This is a genomic window from Corallococcus sp. Z5C101001, assembly GCF_007352635.1.
Classification (GTDB): domain Bacteria; phylum Myxococcota; class Myxococcia; order Myxococcales; family Myxococcaceae; genus Corallococcus; species Corallococcus silvisoli.
Window position 1 is genome coordinate 218,749 of the sequence record NZ_VKLU01000006.1, and the last position, 16,679, is coordinate 235,427.

Genomic DNA, 16,679 nt, shown 5'->3' on the forward strand with positions numbered 1-16,679 from the left:
GGGGACAGGCGGACCGCTCGCGATGAAGGGGCTCCGCCTCGGGGCTCCGGGGCGGGGCGGCCATGCGCGAGGCACGCCTCTCGCGCGGAGGACGCATCCCCTTACGCCGGTGGCACCCGCGTCACGCCACCAGCAGCGCCGCGCCGATGATGCCGCTGTCGTCGCCCAGCTCCGCGTCGGCGATGAGCAGCCCCTCGCGCGACGTCCGCGACGACCACTGCTGGATGCCGTCCAGCACTTGCCGGCGGATGCCCGGACAGTGTGTCAGCACACCGCCGCCCAGGAGCAGCCGCGCCGGGTTGAGCATCGTCACCTGGTTGGCGATGGAGAGCCCCAGGAAGTGGGCCGCCCGGTCGTGGATCTCCTTCGCCTTCGCGTCGCCCGCCTCCGCCGCCGTCTCCAGCGTCAACGGAGTGATGGAGTCCGCATCATCGCTGGTCAGCTTCTCCAGGATGCGAGAGCTGCCCGTCGCCATCAGCTCGCGCGTCTGGGCGATGAGGTTGTGACCGCCCGCGTACGCCTCCAGGCAGCCGTGCTCACCGCAGCCGCACAGCCGGCCGCCGGGGATCACCTTGATGTGACCCAGCTCGCCCGCCACGCCGCCGCCACCGTTCACCAGCCGGCCGTCCGCGATGATGGCGCTGCCCACGCCGGAGCCCACGAACACCACCAGCATGTCCTGCGCCCCACGCCCTCCGCCCGCGTGCAGCTCGCCCCACGCGGCCGCGGCCAGGTCGTTCACCACCTTCACGGGGAAGCCCAGCCGCTTCGTCAGCAGGTCGGCCAGGGGCACGTCGCGCCAGCCCAGGTTCGGCGCCACGGACACGACGCCGCTGTCCTTGTGGATCTGCCCGGCGGCGCCCACGCCGCAGCCGTCCACCTTCACGCCCGCCTTCTTCACCGCGGCATCCGCCGCCTGGGCGATGGTCTCCACCACCCCGGCCGGCTTGCGGTCTGGCAACGCGATCTTGGCGTTCGCGAGGATCACGCCCTTTTCATCCACCACCGCGGCGCGGACGAACGTCCCACCCAGGTCGATTCCCAGCGTCGGCATGGCCAGCTCCCTCCGTTGCGTGCGTGTGCTGCGCGTGAAGCGTCGGCTTCCTAGGCGCCGACTTCCTTCTGCGCCCGGGCGACGGTGCTCTCGATGAGCGCCTGGATCTCCTTCAGGCGCGGCTCGGTGCTGGCCTCGTAGCGCAGCACCAGGATGGGCTGCGTGTTCGACGCGCGGATGAGGCCCCAGCCGTCCGGGAACGTCACGCGCACGCCGTCCACGTCCACGACCTTGTGGCCCGCGTCCCGGAGGATCTCCGTGGCGCGCTTCACCATCGCGAACTTCTTCTCCTCCTTCGTATCGAAGCGCAGCTCGGGGCTGGCGAAGGTCTTCGGCACGTCCGAGAGCAGCTGCGACATGGACTGCTTCTCGTGGGTGAGGATCTCCAGCAGGCGCGCGGACGCGTACACCGCGTCGTCGAAGCCGAAGTAGCGGTGCTTGAAGAAGATGTGGCCGCTCATCTCGCCGGCCAGCTCCGCGTGCTCTTCCTTCATCTTCGCCTTGATGAGGGAGTGGCCCGCCTTCCACATCACCGGCTTGCCGCCGTGCTTCGCGATGTCGTCGTACATCGTGTAGCTGCACTTCACCTCGCCGACGATGGCCGCGCCCGGGGACTCCTTCAGCACGTAGCGGCTGAAGAGCACCATCAGCTGGTCGCCCCAGAGCACGTTGCCCTGGTCGTCGATGACGCCGATGCGGTCGCTGTCGCCGTCGTAGGCGATGCCCACCTCCGCCTTCTCGCGCTTCACCGCGGCGATGAGGTCCTGGAGGTTCTCCACCACCGTGGGGTCCGGGTGGTGGTTGGGGAAGTTCGCGTCCATCTCACAGAACAGGGGCACCACGTCGAAGCCCATGCTCCGGAACAGCGGCACGGCGATCTCGCCGCCGGTGCCGTTGCCCGCGTCGATGACGATCTTCATGCCCTTGCGGCCCACCTTCACCGTCTGGCGGATGAAGTGGTTGTAGGGCGTGACGATGTCGTAGGGCGTCACCTGGCCGGGCTTGTTCGCGGTGGCGAAGTCCTTGGCCTCGATGATGCGGCGCAGCTCCTGGATCTCGTGGCCGTGGAAGGTCGTCTTGCCCGCGCCAATCTTGAAGCCGTTGTACTCCGGCGGGTTGTGGCTGCCGGTGATCATCGCCAGGCCGTCCACGGGCAGCGTGTTCGCCGCGAAGTACGTGAGCGGCGTCGGCACCACGCCCACGTCGTAGACGTCCAGGCCGGTGGTGGTGAGGCCCTTGGCGAGCGCGTCACGGAAGCGCGTGGAGGACTCGCGGCAGTCGCGGCCCACCGCGATGGAGGTGCCGCCCTTGCGGCGGATCATGGTGCCCAGGCCCAGGCCCAGGAGCTCCACCACCTCGATGGTGAGGTCCTTGTCCACCAGGCCTCGGATGTCGTACTCGCGGAAGATGTGCGCGTTCATGGCAGTGTCCCCACCCTCGTCTGGAACCGGGAGGGCGTAGCGGAAGGGGCCGGACACTACACGAGCGGGCCCGGGGGCTGCACACACCCGAACGCGCCCGGCCGACTGTTGAACGCACAGGCCACCCGGGAGTGGGGAACTACCCCCGGGAGTGGGTAATGGCCCCCATCAGGCCATGCCCCCTCCCATCCGGGCCCCCGCCTCCCCTGGCACCTGCCGCAACAGGGCCTGGTAGTGCTTCAGCCACGACGTGTTCAGCGGGTCCAGCTTGAGGGCCTCCGCGTACCGCTCCAGCGCGGCCGGGATGGCCCGTTGGACCTCCAACGCATGTCCCTGGGTGAACAGGGCACGGGCCTTCGATTCGACCTCCGGCCGGGCCGCGAGGAAGGCGCTGCGCAGGGCCTCCAGGGTGGGTTCGGGGACCCCGGCGGCGACGCACCGGGCGAGCCCCGCCAGGTTGCCCCGGGTGGCGTCATGGCCGACGCGGGACAGCGGCTCGCCGAGCATGCGCTGCGCGGCCAGCACGCGGACGCGGAGGGCTTCAAGCGCCTGCCACTGCGCCGTGGGCAGCGGGCGGAGCTGGAAGGCGACCAGGCGTCGCAGGGCGGCCTGGGCGCGGTGGTGGATGTCCCCGAAGTCCGCGCCGGGCTTCGCGCCCAGCAGGGCGTAGGGGTCCCGGGCGACGGCCTCCGCGCGGGACAGCAGGCGGGCGAGCTCCGCGTCGGGGGCGGGCTCCGCGTCCTCGATGAGCGCGCGAGAGAGGAGCCGGCCCAGGGCGGGGGACTCGTCGGAGAAGTGGACGAAGACGCCCGCGGGCACGTTCCAGGTGCGCGCCTCGTCGAAGGTGACGTGGCGGACGACGTCGCAGGAGCCCAGGACCGTGTCGCCCCGGAAGGACACCTCCACGGTCAGGCGCGCGGCGAGCGGGGGCAGCGCGCCCTGGCATTCCGCGAAGAGGCCCTCGGGGGCGACGTCGCTCACGGAGACAGGCTGGAGGCCTTCGCCCGGTGTCAGGCCCAGGCGTACGCGCAGGTCCGCGAGCGCATCCGTGCGGGGCGCGGAGGCCTCCAAGGGAGCCACGGCGTCCGTCAGCGGCAGGGGCGTGGAGGCCGCGTCGAGCACCCGGTTCACGAGCGGAATGGGCGCGGCGTCCAGCGAGGGGGCCAGGGTCATGAAAGGGATGGCGGCGGCGCCCAGCGTGGACGTGGGGCTCACCGCGGGCATCGGCGTGACGGACAGGGGCGAAGCCGGATCCACCAACAGGATGGGGGCACGGGACCGTGCGGTGTTCGTGTCCGAAGCCGCCTCGATGGGGGCGGTGCTCATGGCTGGATGGACCAGGAGGATGGGAGCCCCCGGAGCAGGAGCCGGGTGAGGGCCGGGCATGGCGCCGGAAGCGGTGGAGCCCGAGGAATCGGCCTCCGCGGCGACGGGCGAGGTGTGAATGGCTGAAGGCGGCTCGGGTTCGGTGGGCTCCAGCAGTGCCACGGCCGAGGCCCAGAACGCGGCCACCTCCGCGCGCATGGCCACCTCACCGGCGCGGGTATCGGAGTGCGCGATGTCCGCCGCGCGCAGTGCCGCGTCCTCCATGGACGTGGCGACCCCGCCCCATTCGGGAACGTCCTCCACGATCTCGAAGTCCTCCGCCGCGTCGCGCTCCATCACGGAGCGCGTGACGGCGCCGGTCGAAGTGCCTCGCTGGGCCGCCCAGTTCGCGACGACATCATCGCCTGCCACGCCCTGAGACTTCATTCCGCTCGCGAAGGCCTCCGCCGAAGCGTGGCGCGACTTCACTTCGCGCGTAGCGGCCTCTGTCGCAGCGCCGTGCGACTTCACTTCGCGCGTAGCAGCCTCTGTCGCAGCGCCGTGCGACTTCACTTCGCGCGTAGCGGCCTCTGTCGAAGCACCGAGCGGCTTCTCTCCGCTCGCGACGGCCTCTGTCGAAGCACCGCTCGACTCCGCTCCCTGCTGTGTCACGAACTCCTCGGAAACGTCCTCACGCGCATCAGCCGCTGCGTTCCGCACGGGCGCGCTCAGGCCCAGTGACTGCGCGAGCGCGACACGGAAAGCCCAGGCACTGTCGAAGCGCTCCTCTGGACGCGCGGCCATCGCGCGCAGCAGCACGGTGGACAGCGCGGGCGGCACGCTCGCGTTGATGGCATGCGGCGGGAACAGCGCCACGTCCGCGGACCGCCCCAACCCGAACGGCAGCCGCCCCGTCACCAGCAGATACCCCGCCACGCCCAACGCATGCACATCCGCGCGCGGACCTCCACGCGTCCCCGCGCACTGCTCGGGCGCCATGAACGTAGGCGAGCCCACCATCACGCCCTGCGCGCGCTCCTCGGGCGACAGCGCCGCGTCCCGCACCGCACCCGCGCCGAAGTCGCGCACCCGTACGTGCCGCGCACCCTTCGCGTCGCGCGCGACGACCAGCGCATCCAGCGTGAGGTCCCCATGCACCACCCCCCGCGAGTGCGCCGCCTCCAGCCCCGCGAGCGCCTGATCCAACACCTCCCCCACCTCCACCGGCGACAACGGCAGGGGCATCGCGCTCAGCGGCTCCCCCTCCGGCGCCTCCATCAACACGCACGGCAGGCCCATCGGCCCCGGGCGCACATCCAGCACGCGCGCCACGTGGCGGTGCACCACGGAGCGCTGGGCCAGCGCCTCCGCGATGAACCGCGAGCGCACCGCCGGCCGCGCCGCCAGATGCGCATGCAGCACCTTCACCGCGAAGCGGTGCCCCGTGGGCACGTACTCCGCCAGGTACACCGACGCCACCGCCCCCACCTCCCACCGGCGCTTCAGCAGCAACGGCCCGTGCCGCTGCCCCTCCAGCGAATCCCCCGGGACCGGTGGCGGTGCGACGGGGCAGGCCTCCCCGTTCCGGTGCTCTCCCACGCAGCGCTTGCAGCCCATCGCCATCCCCGCCTGACGCCCCGGGAATGGGGCGGACCCGGGGTGGGCTTGCAACCTCCGCGCCCCATGCCCGGGGGCCACCTCCGTCCACCCGGCGACACTCCAACGTCCCAAAGTGCCATCGAACCCCGCAAAACGAACCGGGGCTCCCTGTAGAAATGACAGGAAGCCCCAGGAAGAAAGGTGTGGGGAGGAGACAGGCGGCGGAGTCGCCTCGGGGCCTACAGCAGCTTCTTGCGCTTCTTCGCCTTGAGCGCTTCGACGACCTTCCGGACGTCCTGGCTCTTGTCCTTGGGGACGACGAGCACGGCGTCACCGGAGTCCACCACCACCACGTCGTGCATGCCCACCACGGACAGCGTGCGCTTGTCCGCGAGCACCACGCAGTTCGTGCAGTCCACGAGCACCGCGTCGCCGGAGACGACGTTGCCCTGCGCATCCGCGGGGCGCACTTCCGGGATGGCGGCGAAGGAGCCCACGTCGGACCAGCCGAAGTCGCCGTCCAGCACCGCGATGTTCTCCGCCTTCTCCATCACGCCGTAGTCGATGGAGATGGAGGGCAGCTTGGGGAACACGCGCTTGAGCACCGCCGGGAAGGTGCGCTTGCCCACGGCGCCCTGAAGCGCCTCCAGGCCCTTGCGCATCTCCGGCATGTGCTTCTGGAAGGCCGCCAGCATCACGTCCGCGCGGAAGACGAAGATGCCGCCGTTCCACAGGTAGTCGCCGCCGGCCACGTAGGCCTGCGCCGTCTGCAGGTCGGGCTTCTCCTTGAACGCCTTCACGCGGCGGCCGCCGCCCTCCAGCGCGTCGCCGACCTGGATGTAGCCGTAGCCCGTCTCCGGACGCGCGGGCTTGATGCCCAGCGTGACGATGTGGCCCCCTTCCGCGATGCGCGCCGCCTCCGCGAGCGTGCGCTGGAAGCCCTTCACGTCCGCGACGTGGTGGTCCGACGGCAGCACCGCGAGCACGCCCTGGGGGTCGCGCGCGGCCACCTGGAGCGCCGCGAGCGCGATGGCGGGCGCGGTGTTGCGCGCCACCGGCTCCACCAGCAGGTTGCCCTTGGGCAGGCCCTTCACCAGCTTCGCGGCCGTCTTCGCGTGCACGGGGCCGCACACGATGAAGGTGTTCTTCACCGGCGCCAGCCCCCTGAGGCGCTGGGCGGTGTCGGTGAGCAGCGGCTGCTTGGAGGCCAGCGGGAGGAACTGCTTCGGACGGGCCTGGCGTGACAGCGGCCAGAAGCGGGTGCCGGAGCCTCCGGCCATGATGACGGGGTAGAGGGCCATATGCGGGTGCGTGCTCCTAGGGACACGCCGGGCCACACCCGGCGCGAACGGCGGCGCACCATAGCGCTTCGCGCCGCCCGCGAAAGGGGGCCCGGCCGCCTGCCCCCCAAGGGATGGGGCGCGACAATGTGGGCAGAGTTTTGACCCGCCCCCGAAAAGCCAGTCTCATGCCCCGGCGTTGAGCCTCAAGCCCACATCCACCGGATGGACGCTGGCCTTCACCGTGCTCCTGGCGGTGGGGTTGTCCCTGGCGCCATTGCCGGAGAAGTTCCGCCCCCTCCCCACCCTTCGACAGGAAGGTTCGCTCGGGCCCAAGCTGGCGGCGCTCGTGCTGCCCGCGTCCCTGCGCGGGGTGAAGGCCCCGCGTCCACCCGCCGACGCGCTGGCGCCGGACGCCCCGGCTTCCGCGCTCGCGGAGGCGGACACCGCCGTCAACGACACGAACCCCAAGGCGGGCCCCGTCGTGGGCGAGGCCCCGGCCGTGCCCGGCATCGGCCTGGAGGAGCTGAGCGCCCCCACCCTGGCGAACGCGCTGGAGCTGGAGGCGCTGCGCGAGCGCATGGGCGCGAAGCACGTGGACATCGAGCTCAACTGCCGCAAGGCGCGCGCGGACGGCACCTGTGAGGAGGACGGGCTGGCGCCGTTCATGCGGGCGCTCGGGGACCTGCGCTCGGACGCGCGGCGCACGCCGGTGCGGGTGGTGCACCTGGGCGACTCGCTGATCGCCTCGGACTACATCACGGACCTGGTGCGCGACCGGCTCCAGGAGCGCTTCGGTTCGGGCGGCCCGGGCTTCCTCTACATCCACCGGCTGGCGAGCGCCGGCCGCGCCACGCGCGCGGGCACCGCGAGCACGGACGGCTGGAAGATGGAGCGGCTGGTGGACACGCACTGGCCCAAGGACCGCGTGGGATGGACGGGCGTGGCCTTCTCCACGAGCGGACCGGCGCAGGCCACCCGCTACTCGGTGGAGGGCGCGCGCGAGGCGGAGCTGTTCTTCCTGGCCCAGCCCGCCAATGGCGCCGTGCAGGTGGCGGTGGACGGCAAGAACACGCAGCGCCTCCAGACGCGCGCGTTCGGCCCCAAGTCGGAGGCGGCCTTCGCCCGGCTGAGGCTCCCGGAGGGCGCGAAGACGCTGACGCTCACCGCCAGCGGCAAGACGGAGCTGCACGGCGTGTCGGTGGAGTCGGGCACGCCGGGCGTCGTCTACGACACGGTGGGCCTGCTGGGCGGCATGGCGGAGGTGTACCTGCGCGCGCAGCCCCAGGCGTTCCGCGCGCAGCTCAAGCACCGCAAGCCGTCGCTGGTGGTGTTGATGGTGGGCGGCAACGAGGCGTTCTTCCTGTCGCGCGAGCGCACCACGGTGGACGAGGTCCGCTCGCAGATGAAGGAGCTGGTGTCGCGCGTGCGCTCGGCGGTGCCGGACGCGGCGTGCCTCGTGATGTCGCCCATCGACGCGGGCGTGCGCACGATGAGCGGCGAGCTCGTCACGCGCCGGCACTCGGCGGAGGTGACGGAGGTGTTCCGCGAGGAGGCGCGCAACGGCGGCTGCGCCTTCTACGACACGCTGGCGGCGATGGGCGGCGAGGGCTCCGCGCTCAAGTGGCTGGAGTCCGGCCTGATGCTGGAGGACCTCGTGCACCCGCGCGTGCGCGGCTCCAACCTGCTGGGCCACCTTTTCGACCTGGCGTTGCAGCGGGCCTTCGCGCGCACGCATCCGCCCCACGTGCCGGGCACGGACCTGAGCGGCCTGCAGAACGCCACGCCCGCGCTGCTCCACACCTTCGAGTCGCTGGCCCGCCGCGACTCCGGCGCGAAGCTGCGCGTGGGCATCGCGCAGCTGGGCGCGTCGCACACGGCGGCGCACTTCTTCTCCGACGCGGTCCGCGACGCGCTGACGAAGCGCTTTGGCGACGCGGGCCGGGGCTTCATCGCGGCGGGCAAGCCTTCGCCCCGGCTTAAGGCGGCGCACGTGTCGCGCACGCTGGACGGCCCGTGGACGGTGGAGGACGCGAGGAGCACGCCAGGCGGCCTCTGGGGCCTCACCGGCATCCGCGCGGTGGGCGCGCCCGGCGCGAGCCTGGGCATCTCCTTCTGCGAAGGCTGCGCTGCGGACAAGGACCGGCAGGGCCGGCTGGACCTGTACGCGCTGGACGCGCCGGGCGCCGCGTCGCCGGACATCACGGTGGACGGCGAGGCGATTCCCCCCGAAGCGCCGCCTCCTGAACCGCTGACGCACCCCACGGTGCGCATCCGCTCCTTCCCGGTGACGGGCGTGGCGCACACGGTGCAAGTGACGGTGCCGGAGGGTGGCGGGAGCGCGACGGTGCTGGGCGCGGCGCTGGAGTACGACACGCCAGGGCTGGTGTACGACGCGCTGGGCCTGCCCGGCGCCACGGTCTTCACGGCGCGGGACATGGACGCGGCGGCGCTGGACGCGCAGCTCTCGGCGCGCCGCCCGAACCTGCTGGTGTTCTGGTACGGCACCAACGAGGCGGAGCTGCCGGGCCTGGACGCGGACGGCCTGCGCCACGACTACGCGGCGCTGGTGTCGCGCCTGCGAAAGGCGACGGGCGCGGAGTGCCTGATCATCGGCCCCACGGACCGGCTCGAGCAGGACGCGGACGGCCGGTGGGCGGAGGCGCCGTCGCTGGGGAAGGTGCTCGCGACGGTGCCGCAGGTGGCGAAGGACGCGGGGTGCGCGTACTGGTCCGCGCGAGCGGCCATGGGCGGTGAGCGCGCCATGCAACGCTGGCAGCGGCAGCCGGAGCCGCTGGGCCACTCGGACGGGGTGCACCTGACGCCCGCGGGCTACGGCGTGCTGGCGAACGCGTTCGTGAAGGACCTGATGGCGGCGTACGAGTCCACGAAGAAGAAGGGCGGCGAGCCGACAGCCTCCGCCGCGGGAGCGCCCTGAGCCGTGCTGTCCCACAGCCTCCAGTACGTCGTCTTCGTCATCGGGGTGTTCGCCCTCTACTGGGCGGTGCACCGGTACTACTGGCCGCGCATGCTGGTGCTGCTCGGGGCCAGCCTGCTGGTGTATGCGTCGTTCCTGCAGGTCTCGCTGCCGGAGCTCGCGGGCGGCCTGCCCGTCGGGGTGCTGGCGGTGAAGCTGCTGCCGCTCCTCATCTTCCTGGCGGGCGTGACGGTCGACCACCTGCTGGTGAAGGGCATGGGGCGCACGGACCAGCCGGGCGTGCGCAAGCTGCTGGTGGTCGTGTCCGTCGTCTCCAACCTGGGGCTGCTGGCGGGCTTCAAGTACCTGGAGCTGCTGCGCAAGACGGCGGTGTCGCTGCTGGGCCCCTGGGGCGTGGAGGTGCGCACGGAGCCCTTCCACCTGCTGTTGCCGGTGGGGCTGGCGTTCTTCGTCTTCCAGTCCATCAGCTACACGGTGGATGTGTACCGGGGGAAGGCGAGCCCGGAGCACTCGTTCGTGGAGCACCTGCTCTACATGCTGCTCTTCCCGCGCGTGCTGAGCGGGCCCATCGTGCGGGCGTCGGAGCTGATGGCGCACTTCCGCGAGGTGCCCACGCTGTCGTCGGATGACGGGAACAAGGCGCTGTTCCGCGTCGCGGTGGGGCTGGTGAAGAAGCTGGTCATCGCGGACGTGCTGGGCAGCGGCATCGTGGATCCGGTGTTCAGCAGCCCGCATGCGTACTCGTCGGCGGAGTGCGCGGTGGCGGCGGTCGCGTACACGCTGGAGCTGTACTACGACTTCTCGGGGTACTCGGACATCGCGATTGGCGTGGCGACGCTGTTCGGCTTCAAGTTCCCGGAGAACTTCGCGCGGCCGTATCTGGCGAAGAACCTGTTCGAGTTCTGGAACCGCTGGCACATGAGCCTGTCGTCGTGGCTGCGGGACTACCTGTACATCCCGCTGGGCGGCAACCGGCGCTCGAAGGCGCGGGTGTGTTTCAACCTGATGATGGTGATGGTGCTGGGCGGCCTGTGGCACGGGGCGGACTGGCGCTTCGCGGTGTGGGGCGCGGTGCACGGCGTGGCGTTGTGCGCGGTGCGGTGCTGGTGGTGGTTCAAGGGCAAGGAGCAGGAGCCGGGCCCGGTGCGCGTGGCGTTCGGGATGTTGGCCACGTTCACGCTGGTGGTGCTGACGCGCGTGGTGTTCCGGGCGCCGGACATGGCGCACGCGAGTGAGTTCTACGCGCGGATGATGCAGGGCATCCCGGGGCTGGCGAACGTGGGCCCGCTGGTGTGGAGCGTGCTGGCCATCGCGGTGGCGGCGCACGCCGTGCCGATGAAGGTCTACGACGTCGCGGCGCTCGCGTTCCTCAAGCTGCCGGCGCCCGCGCGGGCGGTGGTGCTGGTGCTGCTGGGGCTGGGCATCAAGCAGCTCTCCACGATGGAGACGCGGCCGTACGTGTATCTCCAGTTCTGACCTTCGACGGTTGATGGGGGCCTGGGACGCACGCTGAAGAGCCCCCCATGACCAACGAGGCCAGCAGCTCCGGGCTCATCCTCTACCAGACCGAAGATGGGCGAACGCGCATCCAGTGCCGCTTCGAGGGAGAGACCCTCTGGCTGACCCAGGCACAGATGGCGGAGCTGTTCCAAACGACCCCGCAGAACGTCACCCTGCACCTGAAGGACATCTTCGCGGAGGGTGAACTCGACGAGGCGGCAACTTGTAAGTCGTATTTACAGGTTCGACAGGAGCGCTCACCCCTCCATCGACTCCACCATCTTGAAGCTCGGAGCGCAGGGAGTAGAGCCTGGAACTCGCACCGGCCAGTCCGGATACGAGAGCCAGGAGAAGCGCGCGCCGCAATGAAACCTCCATGGCTTCTTGACCTGCCTCGTTGAAACAAGCCGACCCATCCAGAATGCCAGTGGAACGAGGCCGAGGTGAATCCCCTCCACATCCCCTGTGCTGGTGCAGCTGCGGTATGAACACCGTGCCATGCGCCGTGCACCGCCGCAGAGGGGTCCGTCCCCGCCTCCGTCCCGCTTCCGCCGACGCCTGCTGGCGGTGATGCTGCTCGCGGGCCTCATCCCGCTGGCGTTGCTGGGTGCGCTCGCCCAAGGCGTGCTGGAGCGCGTGCTCTCCGTCTCCATCGCTCCCGTGGAGGGTGTACTGGACGGCGTGTCCGAGGAGCTCATCCGCCGCGGCCTGCCACCGGACACCCTCGACGAGGCGCGGCTGAACCTGGCGCAGGCGGAGCTGGCGCGGCGTGCCCTCGTGCGCCGCGTGCCCGTCTTCATCGCCGGAGTCGGCATCGTGGCCGCCGTCGTGCTCGCCGTGTCCGCGGTGCTCCTCGGCCGCGTGCTCACCCGCCCCATGTCCACGCTCCTGGAGGGCATGCGGGCCTACTCGCGCGGCGACCTGTCCGTCCGCCTCCCCGTCCCCGAACCCGCGCGCGACGAACTCCAGTTCCTGATGGGCCAGTTCAACCGCATGGGCCACGAGCTGCTGGCCCAACAGGAGCGCCTCAAGGCCGCCGAGCAGATCGCCGCGTGGCAGGACGTCGCACGCGCCCTCGCCCACGAGCTGAAGAACCCCCTCACCGCAATGAAGCTCTCCCTCGCGCGTCTGTCCCGGCAGGATGCCAGCACCCCGCCCGACCCCGCGCGCCTCACCGAAGCGGTGGCGCTCCTCCAAGAAGAGGTGGACCTGCTCATGCGCATGACCCAGAGCTTCTCCACCTTCGCCCGCCTCCCCGCCCCCCGCTTCCAGGACGTGTCGCTGCGCGTCCTGCTCGCGGAGGTGTGCACGCTGTACGCGGGCACTTCCCCCGTGCCCGTGGTGCTGGAGCCCGGCGAGGACGTGTCGCTGCTCGCGGATCCGGACGGACTGCGCCGCCTCTTCGGCAACCTGGTGAAGAACGCCACCGAGGCCTCCCCGCCAAACGCACCTCCCGTGCGCGTCGCACTCCACACGGAGGAAGACGGACGCGTGCACGTCACCGTGCGCGACGGCGGCAGCGGCGTCTCCGGCGTGCTGGAGGGCCCCGTCCTCACCCGAGGGCTGTTCAGCACCAAGCCCGGTGGCAGCGGACTCGGCCTGCCCATCGCGCAGAAGATCGCCCACGAACATGGCGGCACCCTGCGCCTGGAGCCGGGCCCCCAAGGTGGCACCCAGGCGCAGGTGACGCTGCCGCGCATTCCCTCCTCCGAATCCTCCGGGGTGGCCGCGTGAAGCCCGGGGCCCGCATCCTCCTCGTCGACGACGACCCCGGCGTGCTCCGGGCCGTGCGCGGGTTGCTGGAGGACGAGGGCTTCTCCCCCCTGGAGGCCCGCTCCACCGCGGACGCCATGCGCCTGCTCGAAGCGCAGGACGCGCCTTTCGCGCTGATGCTGCTGGACCTGCGCATGCCGGGCGAGACAGGCCTGGAGCTGCTGGCGCGCCTGCCCAAGCCGCTGTCCGTGCCCGTGGTGGTCCTGTCGGGAGAGGCCTCTCCGTCGGAGGCGGTGCAGGCGCTGAAGCTGGGGGCCACGGACTTCGTGGAGAAGCCCCCCTCTCCCGAGCGGCTCCTCACCGCCATCCACAACGCGCTGGCGCTGGGCGCGCTGCGCGAGGAACGGGAACGGCTGCTGGACGCGCTGGCCCGGCCGGGACACCTGGTGGGCGACAGCCCGGCCATGGAGGCGCTGCGCCAGCTCATCGCGCGCGTGGGCCCCAGCGACTCGGCGGTGCTCATCACCGGCGAGACGGGCACGGGCAAGGAGCGCGTGGCGCAGGCGCTGCACAAGGCCTCCGGACGCAAGGGCCGGCTGGTGGCGGTCAACTGCGCGGCCATCCCCGCGACGCTGCTGGAGAGCGAGCTGTTCGGCCACGAGCGCGGCGCCTTCTCCGGCGCGGTGTCACGGCGGGTGGGCCGGGTGGAGCAGGCGCAGGGCGGCACGCTGTTCCTGGACGAGCTGGGAGACATGCCGCTGGAGCTCCAGGCCAAGCTGCTGCGCGTCCTGGAGACCCGTCAGGTCGAACGGCTGGGCGGCACGCTGCCCGTGCCCGTGGACGTGCGCATCCTCGCGGCCACGCACCAGGACCTGGGCCGCGCGGTGAGCGAGGGCCGCTTCCGGCAGGACCTCTTCTTCCGACTCAACGTGCTGCCGCTGCACCTGCCGCCCCTGCGCGAGCGTCCGGAGGACCTGCTGCCCCTCGCGCGCGTCTTCGCCGCGGAGCTCGCGGGGCCCCGCACGCCGCTCGTGCTCGCGCCGGGAGCGGAGGCCGCGCTCCGCGCCTACCCGTGGCCCGGCAACGTGCGCGAGCTGCGCAACGTCATCGAGCGGCTGAACCTGCTCCGCGGCGACGGCCCGCTGGAGCTGCGCCCGGACGTGGTGGCCTCGCCCACGAGCGCCACGCCCGCGCCGCGCAGGACGTTGGGCGACAAGAGCTACCGCGAACAGGTGGAGGACTTCGAACGGGACCTGATCCGCGCCGCGCTCCGCGAGGGAGAGAGCATCGCCGGGGCCGCGCGCCTCCTCCAGGTGGACCGCGGCAACCTCTACCGCCGCATCAAGGCCCTGGGCCTGCCCCTCTCCTCCTGACCGGGACGCGGAAGCCGCGTGATGTCACCGCCACAACCGCCCATGACATCCGGATGTGTCCATGACATCCGCCGACCCCATCGCCCTTCGTCGTTCCGGGCACTTGCCGTGGGCCCCTGCCTGGAACGGCGCATGCTCCTGCCTCCCGCCATGAACCGTCTCGCACTGGCACTCTGCTTCGTCTCGCTCGCGGCCCTGGCCCAACCCCCACCGGATGCCGGCATGCCGGACGCCGTCACCGCGCCCCGTCCTCCACCGGCAGACGAAGCGCGAGAGGACTCCGACACCTCGACGTGTCCCGACTCCTTCAACAACGATGACGGGGCGTTCACGGACGCCAAGGTCCTCGCGCCCACGCAGGTGGAGGTCGACGGCCGGGGCCTCACCCCCATGGGGATGGAGCTTCGCGGGCTCCAGCGGCTCACCGACACGCAGGTGCGCAAGCTCGTGGGAGCGCCGCCCGCGGACGACACGCGAGCCCTGTCGGGCAGCGAGGTGCAGACCTTGCTGCATCGGCTGGCGCGCACCGGCCTCTTCGCCCGCGTGGAGCCTCGCGTTCGCGTCAGCGAGCAGGGGCCGGCCATGCTCGAGGTCCTGCTCACGGAGAACCCCACCGTCACCTCGGTGGAGTTCGAGGGCCTTCAGGACCTCCGCCCGGACGAGCTGCGGGACGCGCTGCTCGTGCTGCCGTCGCGCTTCCCCGGCGTCGACGATGCGCAGGACCCGGAGGAGCAGAGCGCCACACTGCGATTCCACAAGCGCCGCGGGACGCTGAGGGTCGTCACCCCGTGTCCGATGCCGCGCCCGCCCCGGCGGTGGCTGGCGCGCACGGAGGCCGGAACGTTCCGCCCCGGCATCATGCTGGGCGGCCTGGATGCCGCGCTCGAGCGCGCGCTGAACACGCTCCGGGAGGACGATGGCTACCTGCTGGCGACGTTGAGCGCCACGCTGTCCCCCGAGGGACGGCTGGTCGTGAAGGTGGACGAGGGCCAGCTGGAGGCCGTGGAGGTCCGGGGCGTGGACGCGGCGATGGCGGTACGCGTCCAAGAAGCGCTGGGCCTGGAGCCGGGCGACGTCTTCCTGCGCAGCGATGCCCGCCGCGCCATGGAGCGGCTGGAGTCGCGGCTGCCCTTCCTGAGGGCCGACGAGGGCGAGGACCTCCAGGAGCGGCGCGGGAGCGTGCGCATCGTCGAGGAGCGCGACGCCGACGGCACGCGGCGCTTCCGCACGCAGGAGGAGGCGCGGCGCGAGTCGCGGCGCCGCGAGCACGTGGACTTCGAGGTGGGCTGGCGGCGCCTCTTCCACGGGTGGGACGGCGGGAGCGATGGCCTCACCCTGGAGGGGAAGCGGCTGGTGGTGCACATGCGCCCGCGGCGTCCGGACCTGGACGTGGACCTGCTGCCCGTGCACACGCAGGTGACGGGCTTCGCGCCAGGGCTCTCCGCGAGCCTGCGCTTCTTCGACTCCAAGGACCGCGTGCACACGACGCTGGAGGGGGCCTTCTTCATCCCCCTGCGGCTGGGCGGGCAGCGCCTGCCGGATGATCCGGAAGGCACCCGCCGTCAGCGCCACGTCAACCTGCTGGGAGGCGTCAAGGTGCAGTTGCCCGCGCTGGGGCTCGCGGAGCTGGGCGCGCAGGCGCACGACTTCATCGACACGCTCGACCGCTGGCGGCTGGGCGACTTCGACTCGTACTTCTATTCGTTCCTCATCAACCGGCCGGACCGGGACTACTTCCGCCGCCAGGGCTTCGTGGCCTTCGCCACCTGGCGCTGGGCGCGGGCGTGGCTCGCGGGCGTGGAGGTGCGTGGAGACACGGCCAGCACGCTCCAGTCCTTCACTCCACCCCTCAGCCTCTTCCGGCGCGGCACCGCGCCCTTCCCGAACGCGCCGGTGAACGAAGGGCGCTTCCGCTCGGCGGTGGTGCGCCTGGAGTACAGCGGCAACGCGGAGCGCGACACGCGCGTGGGCTCCCTCTTCCGCACGCCGGAGACGCCGCTCTTCGAGCACCTCGAACGCCGGAAGCGTGACCCCTCGCTGCGCGGCTTCGTGACGCTGGAGGTGGGCGAAGGCCCTGGAGCCATCGGCCAGAACGAGCGCTTCTGGAAGCTGGTGGGCGACGTCGCCATGGACATGCCCGTCAGCTGGCACACCGGCCTGAGCCTGCGCCTGCGGGCCGCGACGGGCCACAACCTGCCCCTCCAGAAGCAGGAGGCGCTGGGCGGCTGGAGCGCGCTGCGCGGCTTCGGCTTCAAGGAGTTTCGCGACGGCGACAGCTCGGTGCTGGCAAGCGCGGAGTACCGCTGGCACGGCCTGGGCGTCTTCGCGGACCTGGGTTCGGTGCACACCGCGGGGGCGTGGACGGACGCGCAGCTGGGCCTGGGCGGCAGCTTCCACTTCGGCGACGGCGTGCGCTTCGAGGCCGCGTGGCGCATCGACGACCAGGTCCGGGTCACGCCCGAGGCGCGGCTGCTCTTCGTCCGGACCTTCTGAGCC

Annotated in this window: 9 protein-coding genes; 5 read left to right on the plus strand and 4 right to left on the minus strand. The window is 71.7% G+C overall.

What is annotated here, in order from left to right; translation table 11 throughout:
- Positions 1–121 precede the first annotated feature (121 nt).
- From FOF48_RS16005 to FOF48_RS16020, 4 genes are all read right to left on the minus strand, one after another.
- Positions 122–1,054 (minus strand): ROK family protein, encoded by a 933-nt coding sequence (locus FOF48_RS16005; protein WP_143902529.1) that lies wholly within the window; start codon positions 1,052–1,054, stop codon positions 122–124.
- A gap of 50 nt (positions 1,055–1,104) precedes the next feature.
- Positions 1,105–2,475 carry a phosphomannomutase/phosphoglucomutase gene (locus FOF48_RS16010; protein ID WP_143902531.1) on the minus strand — a complete coding sequence of 457 codons (1,371 nt, stop codon included), beginning with the start codon at positions 2,473–2,475 and terminating at the stop codon, positions 1,105–1,107.
- Positions 2,476–2,643: 168 nt separating this feature from the next.
- Positions 2,644–5,403, minus strand: coding sequence for a serine/threonine protein kinase (locus FOF48_RS37100; protein ID WP_255442248.1), 2,760 nt, complete (start codon positions 5,401–5,403; stop codon positions 2,644–2,646).
- 215 nt (positions 5,404–5,618) lie between these two features.
- On the minus strand, positions 5,619–6,680 hold the full coding sequence (locus FOF48_RS16020; protein WP_143902533.1) for a mannose-1-phosphate guanylyltransferase: 1,062 nt from the start codon (positions 6,678–6,680) through the stop codon (positions 5,619–5,621).
- A gap of 178 nt (positions 6,681–6,858) precedes the next feature.
- On the opposite strand from FOF48_RS16020, the gene FOF48_RS16025 reads away from it, so the two are divergent.
- From FOF48_RS16025 to FOF48_RS16050, 5 genes are all read left to right on the plus strand, one after another.
- Entirely contained in the window at positions 6,859–9,597 is a 2,739-nt protein-coding gene (locus FOF48_RS16025) for a GDSL-type esterase/lipase family protein (protein WP_143902535.1), read from the plus strand.
- Between the two features lie 3 nt (positions 9,598–9,600).
- Complete coding sequence (locus tag FOF48_RS16030; RefSeq protein WP_143902537.1) at positions 9,601–11,073, plus strand: MBOAT family protein; 1,473 nt, start codon at positions 9,601–9,603, stop codon at positions 11,071–11,073.
- A gap of 522 nt (positions 11,074–11,595) precedes the next feature.
- A complete protein-coding gene (locus FOF48_RS16040) occupies positions 11,596–12,831 on the plus strand; it encodes an ATP-binding protein (RefSeq protein WP_143902539.1) in 1,236 nt (411 codons plus the stop codon).
- Positions 12,828–14,183 carry a sigma-54 dependent transcriptional regulator gene (locus tag FOF48_RS16045; RefSeq protein ID WP_143902541.1) on the plus strand — a complete coding sequence of 452 codons (1,356 nt, stop codon included), beginning with the start codon at positions 12,828–12,830 and terminating at the stop codon, positions 14,181–14,183. Before FOF48_RS16040 ends, FOF48_RS16045 begins: the two co-directional genes overlap by 4 nt.
- A gap of 132 nt (positions 14,184–14,315) precedes the next feature.
- Positions 14,316–16,676, plus strand: coding sequence for a BamA/TamA family outer membrane protein (locus tag FOF48_RS16050; protein ID WP_255442251.1), 2,361 nt, complete (start codon positions 14,316–14,318; stop codon positions 16,674–16,676).
- Positions 16,677–16,679 lie beyond the last annotated feature (3 nt).

What these genes read in the sequence shown, in the direction of transcription:
- FOF48_RS16010 (WP_143902531.1), bottom strand. Translation starts at nt 2,475, where the DNA reads ATGAACGCGCACATCTTCCGCGAGTACGACATCCGAGGCCTGGTGGAC.
- FOF48_RS16050 (WP_255442251.1), top strand. Translation starts at nt 14,316, where the DNA reads ATGCTCCTGCCTCCCGCCATGAACCGTCTCGCACTGGCACTCTGCTTC.
- FOF48_RS16040 (WP_143902539.1), top strand. Translation starts at nt 11,596, where the DNA reads ATGCGCCGTGCACCGCCGCAGAGGGGTCCGTCCCCGCCTCCGTCCCGC.
- FOF48_RS16020 (WP_143902533.1), bottom strand. Translation starts at nt 6,680, where the DNA reads ATGGCCCTCTACCCCGTCATCATGGCCGGAGGCTCCGGCACCCGCTTC.
- FOF48_RS37100 (WP_255442248.1), bottom strand. Translation starts at nt 5,403, where the DNA reads ATGGCGATGGGCTGCAAGCGCTGCGTGGGAGAGCACCGGAACGGGGAG.
- FOF48_RS16005 (WP_143902529.1), bottom strand. Translation starts at nt 1,054, where the DNA reads ATGCCGACGCTGGGAATCGACCTGGGTGGGACGTTCGTCCGCGCCGCG.